This window comes from Clostridium magnum DSM 2767 (assembly GCF_001623875.1).
GTDB classification, from domain to species: Bacteria; Bacillota; Clostridia; order Clostridiales; family Clostridiaceae; genus Clostridium_AM; species Clostridium_AM magnum.
Genome location: NZ_LWAE01000002.1, coordinates 221813 through 236845 on the forward strand (window position 1 = coordinate 221813; position 15033 = coordinate 236845).

The window sequence follows — 15033 nt, forward strand, 5'->3', positions numbered from 1 at the left end:
TTGTCAATCTATGAATAGTGATATATTAAGTGAAATAGGAACTCTATCACGTTGTATTCACTTTATAAGTGATGTGAAATTTAAAGAAATAAGTCTACAAAAAGGTCAATTTACATTTTTAACAAGAATATGTGAAAATCAAGGAATTAATCAAATTGATTTATCAAACCTTTTAAAAGTTGACAAAACTACAACAACTAAGGCTATACAGAAGCTTATTGAAGCGGGATATATAGATAAAAAAAGAGATGATACTGATAAAAGAATGTGGAGACTTATTTGTGGTGGAGAGAGAAGGAAAGTTGGTTGGTTTCGCATGTATTAATAAAGTAGAGCCAATTGAGTATAAAGAATTAAATTGGGCATTAAGTGAAGAGTGTATAGTTGTTCATAGAATGGCGGTTAACTCGCACTATAGAAGAAGTGGAATTGGTACTGAATTAATGAGATTTGCTGATGAATTAGCTCTAGAGAATAGTATAGTCTATTTAAAGACAGACACCTATTCAATAAATATAAAAATGAATGCACTATTTAAAAAGTGTGGTTATGAATTCGTTGGAGAAATGAGCTTCTTAGGAAAGGAAGAACCATTCTATTGCTATGAGAAAATATTAAATTTAGAGGTGCAAAAATAAAGAATGCAATAATTTTTGAGTGTAAAATTACAATGATATTTGCACTCTTTTATTTTGCCTTAAATCAAGGGGTTATGAACATTTTTATTTGCTAAATTCATTTGTTTTATTATTTCTTAAATCAAATGTTTCGATTGGTTCTGGCCCTCTTAATATTTTTCTTTTTATATGAAGATCACCATCTGAATCAGTTCTGATCCTCCATTCAATCAACATTATTTTTCCGTCGGCTATTTCAATACCTTGTATTCCACTTGCTCGGACGCATGATCCATCATTGAAGTAAGGTAATTCATTAATTTTGGGAAAATGCGGTCTATGAGTATGTCCACAGATGATCATAATTTTATTCATTTCAATCCAATCACTATAAATCCGTTCAATTTTATGAATCTTCTCGGAACTTTTTACAGGACTTGCAGGATTTATAAATCCTATTGAGTGAAGAAATCTCCAAAAATATCTTACTGTAAGCATATTAAAATGCCACAACTTGTCATTCATTCTGTCTCCTTGATGACCGTGAACCGTTAGTATTTCCTGTCCTGTATTTTTATGTTTAAACACTACTGCCTCATAAAGCGTAATCCCAGGAAACAATTCTATTTCTTCCTCGTTATAATCATCGTAGAATTTATAATAATTTTTTTCTACAAAGTCGTTATATTTTAAGTGTATATTATGATTACCATATAACATAATCAATCTATTGGAATCAAAGAACTTTTTTAATAGGGAATATACCTCATCATGTGCCAGTCTTATATGTTTAAAATTAGAGTGTTCCCAAAGTTCATCTCCATCTCCAACTTCCACATAAGTATATCCATTATTAAAATAGGATTCCAATGCAAATAAAAAGATATTTTGATTTTTTGCAAATTCATCAGATGGTGTATTATCCCCTCTATGACAGTCACTGAAAAATATATATTTAGAATTGTTATCAAAGTATTCAATTTTGGCATTATTATAGGCTTCTGTTAATCTCTTTTCTGCTAACTTCTTTTCTGATATCATAGCACACCTCTTTTATGGCAAATAAAATCAACTTTCATATCAACATTATTATGTGATTTAGAAAAGCAATTATTCGTTATTATTTATAGTCACTAATGGGAACAATAATATATGTAAAAAGCAATGTAGAAGTGTAGAAAAATTAATTTGTTTTTTTATTCAAATTGTTATTTTTTTAACTTGACTTTGTAAACGGTTATGCTATAATTTATTTATAACATAGCTACCATACAAGTGTGGTAGCTAAAAAATAGAGAAAACTGCCATACAAGTATGGCAGTTAAAAAATAAATACAACTACCATACAAGTGTGGTAGTTGTAGTCAAAGAGGGGAAACTAATTATGACTGCTGAATTAAGTAAGAATTCTACAAGTAAAAAAATATATCACCTTCTCAGAGAAGAGATTATTAATTTATATATGAAACCAGGTACTAGCATTTCTGAAAAAGAAATTTCAGAAAAATATAATGTTAGTAGAACTCCTGTCAGGGAGGCATTTGTTCGACTATCACAGGATGGGCTACTAAGTATATATCCACAAAAAGGAACAGTTGTATCTTTGATTGATTTGTCTGCAGTAGAAGAGGCTAGATTTTTACGTGAAAATTTAGAAAGAGCTGTGGTAAGGCTGGCTTGTGAGGAGTTTCCAGAAGAAAAAATCTTCTCTTTAGAAATGAACTTAAAGCTTCAGGAAATGTATATGAAAAATCGTGATTATAGACAGTTATTTCAATCAGATGAGGAATTTCATAGGATAATCTTTGAAGGATGTAACAAAAGAAGAATATGGGCAACTATTAATGACATGAGTACTGACTTCCAGAGAATTCGTGTACTTAGATTGTTAGCTAACTTTAAATGGGAACATATTTATTCACAGCATCTAAGTGTTGTTGATGCGATAAAAAACAAAGATCCTGAAAGAGCTGAAAAGGTTATGGAAGATCATCTAACTATGGTTACTTATGATAAAAAACAATTAATGCAAGACTACCCAGACTATTTTAAAGAATAGGAGGGTTATAAAGGAAATATAACAATTATGAAACTATGGTTTTATGATCTTTGTAAGGCTAACTAGATGATATGTATTTGAAAGGGGTGATGCTATTAAACTATAGGTGATTGAAATTATAAAAAAGAACTTTGACTTGTTAACTCTATTATATAAGTATTGTTAACAATGTATGTGAAAGAAAAAATACTAAAAATTATCTGGAGGAATTTTACTATGAAAATGGGTTTTAGATGGTACGGTGAAGGCAATGATACCGTTACACTTGGACAAATAAAGCAGATTCCCGGGGTTGAGGGACTTGTTTGGGCTCTTCATGATATGCCAGCAGGCGAAGAATGGCCTATGGAAAGAATTCTTGAGTTTAAAGAACTAGCTGATAAGCATGGGTTTAATATTGATGTTGTTGAGAGTGTTAACATTCATGAAGATATTAAATTAGGATTACCAACTAGAGATAAGTATATTGAAAATTACAAGAGAACAATAGAAAAACTAGCTAAGGTTGGCGTAAAAGTAATCTGTTATAATTTCATGCCTGTATTTGACTGGCTTAGAACAGATTTATATAAAGAATTAGAAGATGGTTCAACAGCACTTTTTTATGAGAAAGCTAAAATTCACGATATAGATCCAATGGAATTAGTTAATAAAATAGCATCAAATCCTAATCTTACAATGCCTGGTTGGGAACCAGAAAGGTTAAAGAATTTATCTAAGCTTTTCGAAGCCTATAAGGATGTAAAAGAAGAAGATTTATTTAATAATTTAAAATACTTCTTAGAGCAAATTATACCTGTAGCTGAGATCAACGATATTAAGATGGCTATTCATCCGGATGATCCACCTTGGTCTATTTTTGGATTACCAAGAATTGTTAAAAATAGAGAAAACTTAGCAAGGTTATTAAAACTTGTTGATAATCCATATAATTGCCTTACTCTTTGTAGTGGTGCCATAGGTTCTGATCCGAATAATAATGTGCCAGAAATAGTAAGAGAATTTGGTAATAGAATAGCGTTTGCTCATATTAGAAATGTGAAGATCTACGAAAATGGAGATTTTATCGAAACTTCTCATAGAACTTGTGATGGTTCACTAGATATTTGTGATATAGTAAAGGCTTATCATGAAGTAGGATTTACAGGATATGCAAGACCAGACCATGGAAGACATATTTGGAATGAACAATGTAGACCGGGTTATGGACTTTATGATAGAGCACTTGGAATTATGTACATTTGGGGTATATGGGATACTCTTCAAAGAAGTAAAATTAATATGTAAAAATAATATAGTGTGAGAAACTAAGTTTTATAAATAATTGTGAAAATAGCTCGAATTATTGTAAGAAACAAATCTCATAATAATTATAGAGAGGTGACAAGAAATATGAAGTTAGTACTTAATAAAGAAAATATAAAAGACACCAATGTATGGAGACAAGCTGCTATAGAACTTCCAAAGTTTGATTATGAAAAGATGTCAGCTGCAACTATGGAAAATCCTACATGGGTACACTTTGGAGCTGGAAATATTTTTAGAGGATTTATAGCCATGCTTCAGCAAGAGCTTTTAAACACTGGCAAAGTAGACACTGGTATTGTAACAGTAGAAGGATTTGATTACGAAATCGTTGATAAGATTTATACTCCTTACGATAACTTAAGTTTACTTGTAATTATGAATCCTGATGGAAGCTTAAATAAAAAAGTTGTAGGAAGTATAGGTGAAAGCTTAGCAGCAGATTATTCAAGAGAAGATGAATGGAAAAGACTACAAACTATATTTTCAAAACCATCATTACAAATGGCAAGTTTCACAATAACAGAAAAGGGTTATAGTGTCAAAAACCTTTCACATGAAGATATATTAAATAGTTTTAAAGAGCCTAAAGGTATTATAACTAAAGTTGCATTACTAGCTTATACAAGATATAAAAGCGGCGAGCTACCTATTGCTTACGTAAGTATGGATAACTGTTCACATAATGGTGAAAAGCTTCATGATGCATTAGAAACTGTTATAAGCAAATGGGTTGAATCTGGATTAGTTGAAAAAGGATTCCTTGAATATATCAATAATCCTAAGAAGGTATCATTCCCTTGGAGTATGATAGATAAAATTACACCAAGACCTTCACAAAGTGTTAAGAAAACATTAGAATCAAACAGTTTTGAAAGCACTGATATCGTAATTACAAAGGCTAACACTTATATTGCTCCTTTTGTAAACGCAGAGGGACCACAATATCTTGTAATAGAAGATGATTTTCCAAATGGTCGTATGCCTTTAGAAGATGCAGGAGTATTTTTAACTGATAGACAGACTGTTGAAAGAGTTGAAACTATGAAAGTATGTACTTGTTTAAATCCACTTCATACTTCTCTTGCAGTTTATGGATGCTTACTAGGATTTAACTTAATTGCAGATGAAATGAAAGATTCATCCTTAAAGAAATTGGTTGAAAAGATTGGATATGAAGAAGGAATGCCAGTTGTTGTAAATCCTGAAATTCTTAAACCAGAAGATTTTATTAAAGAAGTAATTGATGTAAGACTTCCAAATCCACACATACCTGATACACCTCAGAGAATTGCATCAGATACATCTCAAAAGGTAGGTATAAGATTTGGAGAGACAATTAAGGCTTATGCTGAAAGTGCAGATTTAGACCCTAAAAACCTTAAATACATTCCACTTGTAATTGCTGGATGGTGCAGATATTTAATGGGAGTAGACGATGCTGGCAACAAGATGGAGTTAAGTCCAGATCCTTTATTAGATACATTGAAATCCTATGTTTCTGAAATAAAATTAGGAGATAAGGAATCTGCTCAAGATAGTTTAAAACCAATACTTTCAAATGAAGAGATATTTGGATTGAATCTTTATAATGTTGGGTTAGGAGAAAAAATTGAGAACTACTTTAGTGAGTTGATTTCTGGAGCTGGTGCTGTAAGATCCACATTAGAAAAATATTTAAAATAAAAAAGTAGGCATTTTTATCGTTCCGATTTATATATTTTGGCGAAGACTATAAATACAGAATGATAAAATGTCTACAGAAAAAAATATCTATAAAATAATATAACACAGATTATTCTAATTAACAACTTTACTTGGTGTCAGATTATGATTAATTTTCTTATCTGATACCCCTAATTAAACTTATATGTATTGAAAAACTAATCTGAAAGTGAGTTGATTATATTGAAAAAATTCATGGATGAAAACTTTTTATTAGCTAGTGATACTGCTATAGAGTTGTATCACAACTATGCAAAGGACATGCCTATTATTGATTACCACTGTCACATAGATCCAAAGGAAATTTATGAAAATAAAAAATTTAAAAATATAACTGAAGCGTGGTTATATGGTGATCATTATAAGTGGAGAGCAATGAGAATCAATGGTATAGATGAACAATGTATTACAGGAAATGCTAGTGATTATGATAAGTTTATGGCTTGGGCTCAAACAATATCTATGAGCATAGGCAATCCGCTTTACCATTGGACACATTTAGAGCTTCAAAGATTTTTTGGAATACATGAAGCATTAGACGAAGATACTGCACCAGCAATTTGGGAAAAAATTAATGAGTTGCTTAATGGAGAAGGCTTTAGAGCAAGGGATTTAATTACAAAATCAAATGTAGAAGCTATATGTACTACAGATGATCCTATAGATACATTAGAATATCATATAAAGCTAAAAGAAGATAGTAGTTTTAATGTAAAGGTTTTGCCGACCTTTAGACCAGATTGCGGAGTTGAAATTAAAGGATCTAACTTCTTATCATGGGTGAAAAAGCTGGAACAAGTTTCAGAAATAGATATTACTAGTTATGAAGAATTATTACAAGCCCTTGAATCAAGAGTTAGATTTTTCCACTCCGTGGGATGCAGATTATCAGATCATGGCTTAGATGTAAAGGTAGTATATGCTGAAACTTCAAAAGAGGAAGCAGCTGCTATATTTACAAAAGCGTTAGAGGGTAAAGGCATAAGTGAAGAAGAAGAAAAGAAGTATAAGACATATACCATCAGATTTTTAGGTAAGCTTTATCATGAGCTAGGCTGGACAATGCAGCTTCATATTGGAGCTCTTAGAAGTAATAATAAGAGAATGCTAGAAAAGATAGGGCCTAATACTGGCTTTGACTCCATCAACGATGCATGTATAGCAGAGCCGCTTTCTAGACTTTTAGACGCACTAGAAAGTGAAAACTCACTTCCAAAGACTATTTTATATACTTTGAATCCAAAGGATAACTATGTTCTTGGAACTATGATAGGTAATTTCCAAGGAGATGGAATTCCAGGAAAAATGCAATTTGGAGCTGCTTGGTGGTTTAATGATAACAAGGATGGAATGATTGAGCAGATGAAAGCATTAGCTAATCTTGGATTGCTAAGCCGCTTTGTTGGAATGCTTACTGATTCTAGAAGCTTTTTATCATACACAAGACATGAATATTTTAGAAGAATAGCTTGCAACCTAATTGGAGAGTGGGTTGAAAACGGTGAAGTACCAGCAAATATGAAGCTATTAAAAAATATTGTTCAAGGTATATGTTACAAGAATGCAAACGAATACTTTGGTCTTTAAATAAAAAATATATATGTAAGAAAGAGGTAAATAACATGGCTAATAAAGCAAGAAAAATTACGGTACCTATAGGTATTGGTTATGGATTAGTAGATTTAATGGGCGGCGGAGCATTTACAATCATAGGAGCCTTTTTACTATATTTTTATACAACTTTTGCTGGTTTAACACCTATTCAAGGGGCTTCCATTATTGCAGTTGCTCGTATTGTGGATGCAATTGTTAGTTTGGCTATAGGAAGTATAACAGACAACTTCTATAAAACTAGATTAGGTAAAAAATTCGGAAGACGTCGTTTCTTCTTATTAATAGGATCCCCTCTAATGGCAGTTTATGTTCTATTATGGGTAACAGGAATGAACTATTGGTTCTATCTACTTACTTACTTAGCATTTGAAATAATTGCTGCTATGGTATTAATTCCGTGGGAAACGTTGCCAGCAGAAATGACAAAGGACTTCAATGGAAGAACAATAATTTCTACATCAAGAATGTTTATCTCTGCTACAGGTACATTTTTAGCAACCTTTGTTCCTGGACGATTAATTAAACACTTTGGACAAAACAGTCCAGAAGCATATTTTATTAATGGATTAACTTTTGCTATAATATATGCTATTTGTATATTCATATCATATAAAGCGACTTGGGAAAGAGAACTAACACCTGAAATGGAAAAGGAATTATTAGCTCAAGCTAATAAACAAAAAAGTTTTGGTGAACAACTAAAGGCTGTTGTTGAAATAGTTAAGGATTATTTATCTACGTTAAAAATCAAAAGTTTCAGAAAACATTTAGGTATTTACTTACTATCATTTACTGCAAAAGATGTATTTAATGCTTTGTTCGTATTCTTCTGTGTTTACGATTTAAAAGTTTCAGCTACACTTGCTGCTAACTTACTTTCACTTAGTGTTGTTGGTATACCTATGACTATCTTTGCTGGATTCTTGATGGTTAAGATAGGACCTTCTGGTCTGTTTAAATTATCATATTCATTAATGATTGCATGTTTATTATGTTTCTATGGTGTTTATATGACAAACACAGGATCTAATACTGCTATGTTATATATAATTGCTGGTGTTTATCAAATAGGGAGAAGTGTATTGGAGTTTACTCCGTGGAATGTATTCCCATTCATACCAGATGTAGATGAAATTATTACAAAACAAAGAAGAGAAGGACTTTTTGCTGCAGTTATGACTTTCGCTAGAAAAAGTAGTGTGGCAATTGCTACATTTGCTGTCGGGGTTATATTACAAGAGGGTGGATTTGTTAAAGGAAGACCAGTTCAACCACCTGAAGTAATGGAAACTATTGCAAATACCCTAGTATTTGGAGCTATTGGATTACTTATACTTGCTCTAATGATTGCATTTACTTTCAAGCTTAATAAAGATACACATGGTATATTAGTAGATGAAATTGAGCGTCTAAAAAATAATGGTTCAAAGAAAGATGTTGATCCAGAAACAAAAGCAGTTGTTGAAAATCTTACTGGTTATAAATATGAAGATGTTTGGATAGGCGGCAACACAGCCCAAAAAAGTGTTTCTTAATTAAGAACAAGTCTGATTAAATGATTCAGAGCAGATTATAGATTTGCTATGAATCATTTATATTTAACATTTGGTAAACAGATAAAATTTATTCTATTTGACTATAAGGAGATTAATAATGAAAAGAATTGAAACCATACAAAAAATAATGGAATGCGGTGTTGTAGCAGTAATAAGAGCAGAATCAAAAGAAGAGGGAATAAAAGTTATAGAAGCAGTAAAAAAAGGTGGAATTAAGGCTTTAGAGATAACAATGACTGTGCCTGGTGCAATAGATATTATAAAAGAAATATCAGAAATATACAAAGATGAAGATTTAATTATAGGAGCAGGAACAGTACTTGATCCAGAAACGGCAAGAGCTTGTATACTTGCAGGAGCAAAATATATAGTAAGCCCTTATCTTGATGTAGAAACTGTTAAAATGTGTAACAGATATAGAGTTGCTATAATGCCAGGAATAATGACTGTAAAAGAAGCTGTTGAGGCTCTTGAGTATGGTGCTGAAATATTAAAGGTATTCCCAGGCAATGCTTATGGTCCATCAATTATTAGTTCTTTCAAAGGACCTATACCACAAGGAAACTTTATGCCAACAGGTGGAGTTAACTTAGATAACATAAAAGATTGGATAAAAGCAGGAGCTGTAGCAGTAGGTACTGGCGGAGATTTAACTAAGGGTGCTAAAACAGGAGATTATGAATTAGTTACAGAAACAGCAGCAAAGTTTGTTGAAGAAGTAAGAAAAGCAAGAGCTAATAATTAAGGGGAGGTGTGAATATTAAGTGGAAGTATTAACTTTTGGAGAATCGATGGTGCTTTTTAACCCAGAATCAAACGGGCCTTTAAGATATGTTCATGGTTTTAATAAGGCTGTAGGTGGAGCAGATTCTAATGTTGCTGTAGCGCTTGCAAGACTTGGACATGAATCTGGATGGTTTTCAAAACTAGGAAATGATGAGTTCGGAAGGTATGTTCAAAATACTATTAGAGGAGAGGGCGTAGATGTATCAAGAGTAAGATTTGACTCGGAAGCAAATACAGGCCTTCTTTTCAAAGAGAGATTTAGTAGTGAAAACCCTAATGTATATTATTATAGAAAAGATTCAGCAGCAAGTAAGCTAACTATAGAGGATTTAGATTTAGAGTATATAAAGAGTGCTAAGATAATTCATATTACAGGCATAACTCCAGCTTTGTCAGAAAGCATGAGAAATGTAGTATTTGAAGTGTTAAAAATAGCTAAAGAAAATGGAGTTACTATTTCTTTTGATCCAAATATTAGGTTAAAATTATGGACTTTAGAGGAAGCAAAAACAGTGCTTTTAGAAATAGCAAAAATGGCAGATATAATTTTCCCAGGACAAGAAGAGGGGGAGATGCTTCTAGAAACTGGTGATGAGAAAGAAATAGCAAATAAGTTTATAGAAATGGGTTGCAAGACAGTAGTTGTAAAGCTTGGTGCAGAGGGATGTTATGTGGTAGATAAAGAGATCGGAGTATATGTAGAAGGGTATAAAGTTAAGCCTGTAGATACTGTTGGAGCAGGAGATGGTTTTGCAGCAGGATTTTTATCAGGAATACTAAAAAACTTGAGCCTAAAAGAATGTGGTCAACTTGGTAATGGAGTAGGGGCTATGGCTACTCTAGTACAAGGAGATATGGAAGGATATCCTTATCTAGATCAACTTATGGCTTTTATGGATAAAAAGAAAGTTGTAGATAGATGAAGTGAAACTTGAATCAGATGGAGTTTCAAACTCCATCTGGTTCTTAGTTGAACGAATTCAGGGACGTAGCCGCTCGAAACGTACACTTTGAAAAAGATGGGAGTATTAGAGCGGGTAGTCATCGGATAAACAAAATTATAAGTAAAGCAAGGAGAATTTATTATGAGTAATGAAAATACATGTTTTTACTGCGAGAAAGATAAAAGACTTGATGATTTAATGATTAAAGTGTGTGATCTTGATGCATCTACTGTTTACTTGTTTAAAGAACAAACATACAAAGGAAGATGTATCGTAGCTTATAAAGGTCATGTAAATGAACTATTTGAATTAGAGGATAAAGAACTTAATGCATATATGAAAGATGTTACAAGGGTAGCTGCTGCAGTTAAAAAAGCTTTCTCACCTAATAAAATAAACTATGGAGCATATTCAGATAAGCTTCCACACCTTCATTTTCACATAGTTCCTAAGTACGAAGATAACTATTCATGGGGCGGTGTATTCGAAATGAATCCTCAGAATACATATCTTAGCGATGAAGAATATAGCGAAAGAATTGAACTTATAAAAGAAAATCTGTAATTAAGTTTAATAGACAGACTTAAGGGGTATTTGTTAATCAGGTGCCCCTATTTGATATATCTAAATATATCTGAATTTTTTAGATATATTTAGTATGCTTAAAAATATTTGGAATTTAAATTCTTTAAAAGCTGCATGGCTTTTGTGATATAAATATAGTGCTTTGAAAGGAGAAAATTATGCTGAAAAATATTAAAGTTATTAGAAGTATCATATTAATGGTTATATTATCTACAATTATGTCATTATCTATTGCAGTGGTCGGCTATAGTAATATGAGATCTATAAATAATAACTCTTCTTTAATGTATGAAGATGCTTTAATAAAGATTATAAAGACGGAGGATATAAGAGAAACTTTTTCAGGCATTAGAATGAATGTTAACAGGTTAACTATTGGAGGCTTTAATGAGGATGATGTAAAGAATATTGATAACTATAATAGTACTATAAATAAGAAAATAAGCGATTATGAGAATTTAAATTTAAGCAGGATAGAGAAAAATAATTTGTCGGAGTTTAAAAAGGAGTATGTCAGTTACTATGCACAAATTAAAAAGTTTGAATCTGGAGAGATGCTTTATGGTATAGATTTAGAAAAATTTAATCAATTTTAAAAAATGAGTTTGGTAAAATGAAGAAGTCTCTAAATATGACAATTTCAAATGTTGCTACTATGCTAGAGGCAATAAAAGCTTCCACTAATGTCGTAAATTTGCAAGCCCAAAACTTATTAGGAACTTCTGATGAAATGTCATCCTGTACACAAGAAATTAGTACAGCAGTTCAAGATGTCGCTAATTCTGCCAATAGTCAATCTAGTGACTTAATAAATATAAAAGCTTCATTAGATAACTTTGCAGATTCTTTAGATAAAATAGCTTTATCAGTTAACGACGTGAATTCAAATATCCGTCATATTGATGCAATGTCGGAAGATAGTAATTCGAAGCTGAAAATTTTATTTGATTCTATTAAAATTGTCAACGATTCTTTTGACACAGTAAGAACTAAAGTTATACAGTTAGATAGGCACGTGGAACAAGTAAATAATATAACTAATATTATTAACTCAATTGCTGAACAAACGGATTTACTAGCATTAAATGCTGCAATTGAATCTGCACGGGCAAGGGAAGTAGGAAGAGGATTTTCTGTAGTTGCAGAGGAGATTAGAAAGCTAGCAGAAAAGTCTAAGAGCTCTGCTAGGGATATAAACCTACTTATTTCTGATATTAATAGAGAGTCACAATTGGTAGTAAAAACTACAGATTCAGGCAAAAATAGTTTAAACAATCAAACTGTTCTAATCGAGGATTCTATAAAATCATTTACTATGATACTTGAAATGGATGCTTTAAACACATGGGATCAGATATTTGGCAATAAAGTAAAAAGGTAAAAATCCCTCATTAGTTAAATATATTCGTGAAGAAATAGAATTAGGAGGAAGCATGAGTTTAAAATATAAAGTAAAGAGAATAACGAGATTACACGAAAGCTGTGATATATGTGGTTTGCCTATGATTAATTGTATTTGCGGTATCGTCCCTAGGATACAGACTAATGCAAAGATATGGATTTTATCAACAGAGAGAGAGTTCTACAGGCCTTCAAATACTGCAAGATTACTAAAACTAGCTAATCCAGATTCAACTGAGATTATTCTTTGGGAGAGAACAAATATCCCTGAAAAGCTACTTGAAAATATAAATAGTAAAATTTATGAAGTATACTTGTTGTTTCCCGTAGAAGATGAAGAGGGCGCAGTTAGAAAAGTTGAATATAACAATTCAGGTAAGCCACCAGCATTTATTATTATAGATGGCACATGGAAAGAAGCAAGGAGAATATTAAGGAAAAGTGATTATTTGAAAAGAATACCTATAATTTCACTAGAACCTACCTTTAAGTCTAAATATGATTTGAGAAGAGGGGCTTCAGAAGAAAACTTATGTACTATAGAGGCAGCAATCGAAGTATTAAAAGCAAATGATGAACTAAAGGATGCAGAAGCTATAGAGGAAGTTTTTGATTTGTTTTTAAAAAGTTTCAAAGCGGGCGCTACTGGGCAAAAGTTAAAAGAATAGAGGTATTTATATTAATATAAAAAATAAGAATCTAATAGAAATTCACTTGGCTGCTTTTTTACTCAACTATTGAAGCAAGATCTTAATTCAGATGAAAATTCTTTTACCCCATCTGAATTAAGATTTCACTTCATTGAATCATAGTAGTGCAATTTAATCTGAGCAGTGGTTGATGCTGCGGAATACAATAAGTTTACTTCCAAGATAGTTCGAAATAGTAGAAAAACCCGTAGCAAAAATTTGAGAAAGGAAAGCATCAATGTATAATTTGCCTACTAATAAATGCATAACCATTAGGTTTACTGCTAATGATACTCCGTTAACCGCAATGAATTTTGTGAGTTGGGCAAGTATTCTTTTATCTTTGTCATAAAAAGTCCACTGCTTATTTAAAATATAACTATTTAACATACCTATTGAATATGAAACTACTGTACTTAGCAGGTAGTCAAGCAGTAAAATTTTGTTGAAAAGATAAAAGAAAACCAATGTTATAATAGTATTAGCAGCTCCAACGATGCAAAACTTTATTAGCTTAATCATAATAATTCTTCTATTAAAAAATATATTTTACTTAGCATCACAATCTTCGCTAGCACTTGCACTATCGTTAACTACATATAAAGTTCTTTGTGAATTCTTATATAAATTCATCTCACCGTCAGAATAATTCAAAGAGTTCTCAAGATTCCCATCTAGGTTTATTTCTTTGTCTACTATGTATAAAGGTCTGCATTTACTTTCATCATAAATTCTAGTAATGTATTCACCAACAATTCCCACAGAAATAAGTTGAATACCTCCAATAAAGCAGGCTACGGTTAAGGTTGTTATCCATCCTATGGAACTTACAGAAGACCCTAGAGATATTTTTATCAATAAATATATAAAAACTACTAGAGATACTAAAATACTATCAAAACCCAGGTGTTCAACTAACTTTAATGGTTTGGAAGAAAAAGAGAATATTCCATCTTCAGCAAATTTTATCATCTTTTTTAAAGGATATTTTGTTTCTCCCGCAAAACGTTCTTTTCTTTCGTATTCTAAAGGTATTTGTTTAAATCCAATCCAACTTGACATTCCTCTTAGGAACCTATTATGTTCAGGCATTTTTTTTAGGGCTTCTACTACTTTTCTATCAATTAGTCGAAAATCTCCCGTATCCATTGGAATTTCCACACTGCTCATTTTGTTTAAAACTCTGTAAAATAGTTTTGCTGTAGTGAGTTTAAATAGGCTTTCACCATCACGCTTTTTTCGTTTTCCATATACTACATCATTGCCTTCTTCCCAAAGCCTAATCATTTGAGGTATAAGCTCGGGAGGATCTTGGAGATCAGCGTCTATTATAATTACTGCATCCCCTTTAGATTTATCAATTCCGGCAGTAACTGCAATCTGATGACCAAAATTTCTTGAAAAACTTATAACTTTCACATGGGAATCCTTTTTAGCAAATTCTTCGAGAATTTGTAGAGTTTTATCTGTACTTCCATCATTAACAAAAATTAGTTCATAGTTTAGATTGTTTTTTATTACTACATTGCTTAATCGAGTATAACATTCCTTAGCAACTTCTTCTTCAAAATACATGGGAACAACTATTGAGATAAGCTTGTTATTCATAATGTACCTCCTGGAAACATCCTTAATAAATATTGGTAATTGTAAAATAACCACAGTTCCTAGTTTTAGTATAAATCTACTTTTTTATTCCTATTTTGATGAATTTTATTAAAGTTTTTTCTTTATTTATGAATATTTTTATAT

The 15033-nt window shown here is 31.6% G+C and carries 16 protein-coding genes; 13 read left to right on the forward strand and 3 right to left on the reverse strand.

Going from position 1 to position 15033, the window contains the following annotated elements:
• Window positions 1–10: 10 nt before the first annotated feature.
• Window positions 11–325 (forward strand): MarR family winged helix-turn-helix transcriptional regulator, encoded by a 315-nt coding sequence (locus CLMAG_RS08665; RefSeq protein ID WP_082831855.1) that lies wholly within the window; start codon window positions 11–13, stop codon window positions 323–325.
• Window positions 282–638, forward strand: a complete 357-nt coding sequence (locus CLMAG_RS08670) for a GNAT family N-acetyltransferase (RefSeq protein ID WP_073392947.1) — start codon at window positions 282–284, stop codon at window positions 636–638. Before CLMAG_RS08665 ends, CLMAG_RS08670 begins: the two co-directional genes overlap by 44 nt.
• 84 nt (window positions 639–722) lie before the next feature.
• Here CLMAG_RS08670 and CLMAG_RS08675 read toward each other — a convergent pair whose 3' ends face one another.
• Window positions 723–1658: a metallophosphoesterase gene (locus tag CLMAG_RS08675; protein WP_066621080.1), complete on the reverse strand. Its 936-nt coding sequence runs from the start codon at window positions 1656–1658 to the stop codon at window positions 723–725.
• A 343-nt stretch (window positions 1659–2001) separates the two neighbouring features.
• Between CLMAG_RS08675 and CLMAG_RS08680 the strand changes: the two genes are divergently transcribed.
• The 11 genes from CLMAG_RS08680 (at window position 2002) to CLMAG_RS08730 (ending at window position 13260) form a co-directional block, all read left to right on the forward strand.
• Window positions 2002–2676: a GntR family transcriptional regulator gene (locus CLMAG_RS08680; RefSeq protein ID WP_066621083.1), complete on the forward strand. Its 675-nt coding sequence runs from the start codon at window positions 2002–2004 to the stop codon at window positions 2674–2676.
• Between the two features lie 216 nt (window positions 2677–2892).
• The gene (gene uxuA / locus CLMAG_RS08685) at window positions 2893–3963 is read left to right on the forward strand and encodes a mannonate dehydratase (RefSeq protein WP_066621086.1); all 1071 of its coding nucleotides are present in this window, start codon (window positions 2893–2895) and stop codon (window positions 3961–3963) included.
• Window positions 3964–4068: 105 nt separating this feature from the next.
• Complete coding sequence (locus CLMAG_RS08690) at window positions 4069–5667, forward strand: mannitol dehydrogenase family protein (RefSeq protein WP_066621089.1); 1599 nt, start codon at window positions 4069–4071, stop codon at window positions 5665–5667.
• A 222-nt stretch (window positions 5668–5889) separates the two neighbouring features.
• Window positions 5890–7293, forward strand: a complete 1404-nt coding sequence (uxaC, locus tag CLMAG_RS08695) for a glucuronate isomerase (protein WP_066621091.1) — start codon at window positions 5890–5892, stop codon at window positions 7291–7293.
• Between the two features lie 35 nt (window positions 7294–7328).
• Window positions 7329–8855: an MFS transporter gene (locus CLMAG_RS08700; protein ID WP_066621093.1), complete on the forward strand. Its 1527-nt coding sequence runs from the start codon at window positions 7329–7331 to the stop codon at window positions 8853–8855.
• Window positions 8856–8973: 118 nt separating this feature from the next.
• Window positions 8974–9621 (forward strand): bifunctional 4-hydroxy-2-oxoglutarate aldolase/2-dehydro-3-deoxy-phosphogluconate aldolase, encoded by a 648-nt coding sequence (locus CLMAG_RS08705; protein WP_066621099.1) that lies wholly within the window; start codon window positions 8974–8976, stop codon window positions 9619–9621.
• Between the two features lie 19 nt (window positions 9622–9640).
• Entirely contained in the window at window positions 9641–10585 is a 945-nt protein-coding gene (locus CLMAG_RS08710; protein WP_066621100.1) for a sugar kinase, read from the forward strand.
• Window positions 10586–10747: 162 nt separating this feature from the next.
• A complete protein-coding gene (locus CLMAG_RS08715) occupies window positions 10748–11170 on the forward strand; it encodes an HIT family protein (RefSeq protein WP_066621103.1) in 423 nt (140 codons plus the stop codon).
• Window positions 11171–11349: 179 nt separating this feature from the next.
• Entirely contained in the window at window positions 11350–11787 is a 438-nt protein-coding gene (locus tag CLMAG_RS33570; protein WP_066621106.1) for an MCP four helix bundle domain-containing protein, read from the forward strand.
• Between the two features lie 17 nt (window positions 11788–11804).
• Window positions 11805–12572, forward strand: a complete 768-nt coding sequence (locus CLMAG_RS33575; RefSeq protein WP_066621109.1) for a methyl-accepting chemotaxis protein — start codon at window positions 11805–11807, stop codon at window positions 12570–12572.
• A 52-nt stretch (window positions 12573–12624) separates the two neighbouring features.
• Complete coding sequence (locus CLMAG_RS08730) at window positions 12625–13260, forward strand: tRNA-uridine aminocarboxypropyltransferase (RefSeq protein ID WP_066621112.1); 636 nt, start codon at window positions 12625–12627, stop codon at window positions 13258–13260.
• Between the two features lie 153 nt (window positions 13261–13413).
• Here CLMAG_RS08730 and CLMAG_RS08735 read toward each other — a convergent pair whose 3' ends face one another.
• Window positions 13414–13803: a GtrA family protein gene (locus CLMAG_RS08735; protein ID WP_066621115.1), complete on the reverse strand. Its 390-nt coding sequence runs from the start codon at window positions 13801–13803 to the stop codon at window positions 13414–13416.
• Between the two features lie 27 nt (window positions 13804–13830).
• Entirely contained in the window at window positions 13831–14889 is a 1059-nt protein-coding gene (locus CLMAG_RS08740; RefSeq protein WP_066621123.1) for a glycosyltransferase family 2 protein, read from the reverse strand.
• Between the last annotated feature and the right edge of the window lie 144 nt (window positions 14890–15033).

Coding starts and splice junctions, on each gene's coding strand:
- CLMAG_RS08665 (WP_082831855.1), top strand. CDS start 11: ATGAATAGTGATATATTAAGTGAAATAGGAACTCTATCACGTTGTATT.
- CLMAG_RS08675 (WP_066621080.1), bottom strand. CDS start 1,658: ATGATATCAGAAAAGAAGTTAGCAGAAAAGAGATTAACAGAAGCCTAT.
- CLMAG_RS08680 (WP_066621083.1), top strand. CDS start 2,002: ATGACTGCTGAATTAAGTAAGAATTCTACAAGTAAAAAAATATATCAC.
- uxuA (WP_066621086.1), top strand. CDS start 2,893: ATGAAAATGGGTTTTAGATGGTACGGTGAAGGCAATGATACCGTTACA.
- CLMAG_RS08690 (WP_066621089.1), top strand. CDS start 4,069: ATGAAGTTAGTACTTAATAAAGAAAATATAAAAGACACCAATGTATGG.
- CLMAG_RS08700 (WP_066621093.1), top strand. CDS start 7,329: ATGGCTAATAAAGCAAGAAAAATTACGGTACCTATAGGTATTGGTTAT.
- CLMAG_RS08705 (WP_066621099.1), top strand. CDS start 8,974: ATGAAAAGAATTGAAACCATACAAAAAATAATGGAATGCGGTGTTGTA.
- CLMAG_RS08715 (WP_066621103.1), top strand. CDS start 10,748: ATGAGTAATGAAAATACATGTTTTTACTGCGAGAAAGATAAAAGACTT.
- CLMAG_RS33570 (WP_066621106.1), top strand. CDS start 11,350: ATGCTGAAAAATATTAAAGTTATTAGAAGTATCATATTAATGGTTATA.
- CLMAG_RS33575 (WP_066621109.1), top strand. CDS start 11,805: ATGAAGAAGTCTCTAAATATGACAATTTCAAATGTTGCTACTATGCTA.
- CLMAG_RS08730 (WP_066621112.1), top strand. CDS start 12,625: ATGAGTTTAAAATATAAAGTAAAGAGAATAACGAGATTACACGAAAGC.
- CLMAG_RS08735 (WP_066621115.1), bottom strand. CDS start 13,803: ATGATTAAGCTAATAAAGTTTTGCATCGTTGGAGCTGCTAATACTATT.
- CLMAG_RS08740 (WP_066621123.1), bottom strand. CDS start 14,889: ATGAATAACAAGCTTATCTCAATAGTTGTTCCCATGTATTTTGAAGAA.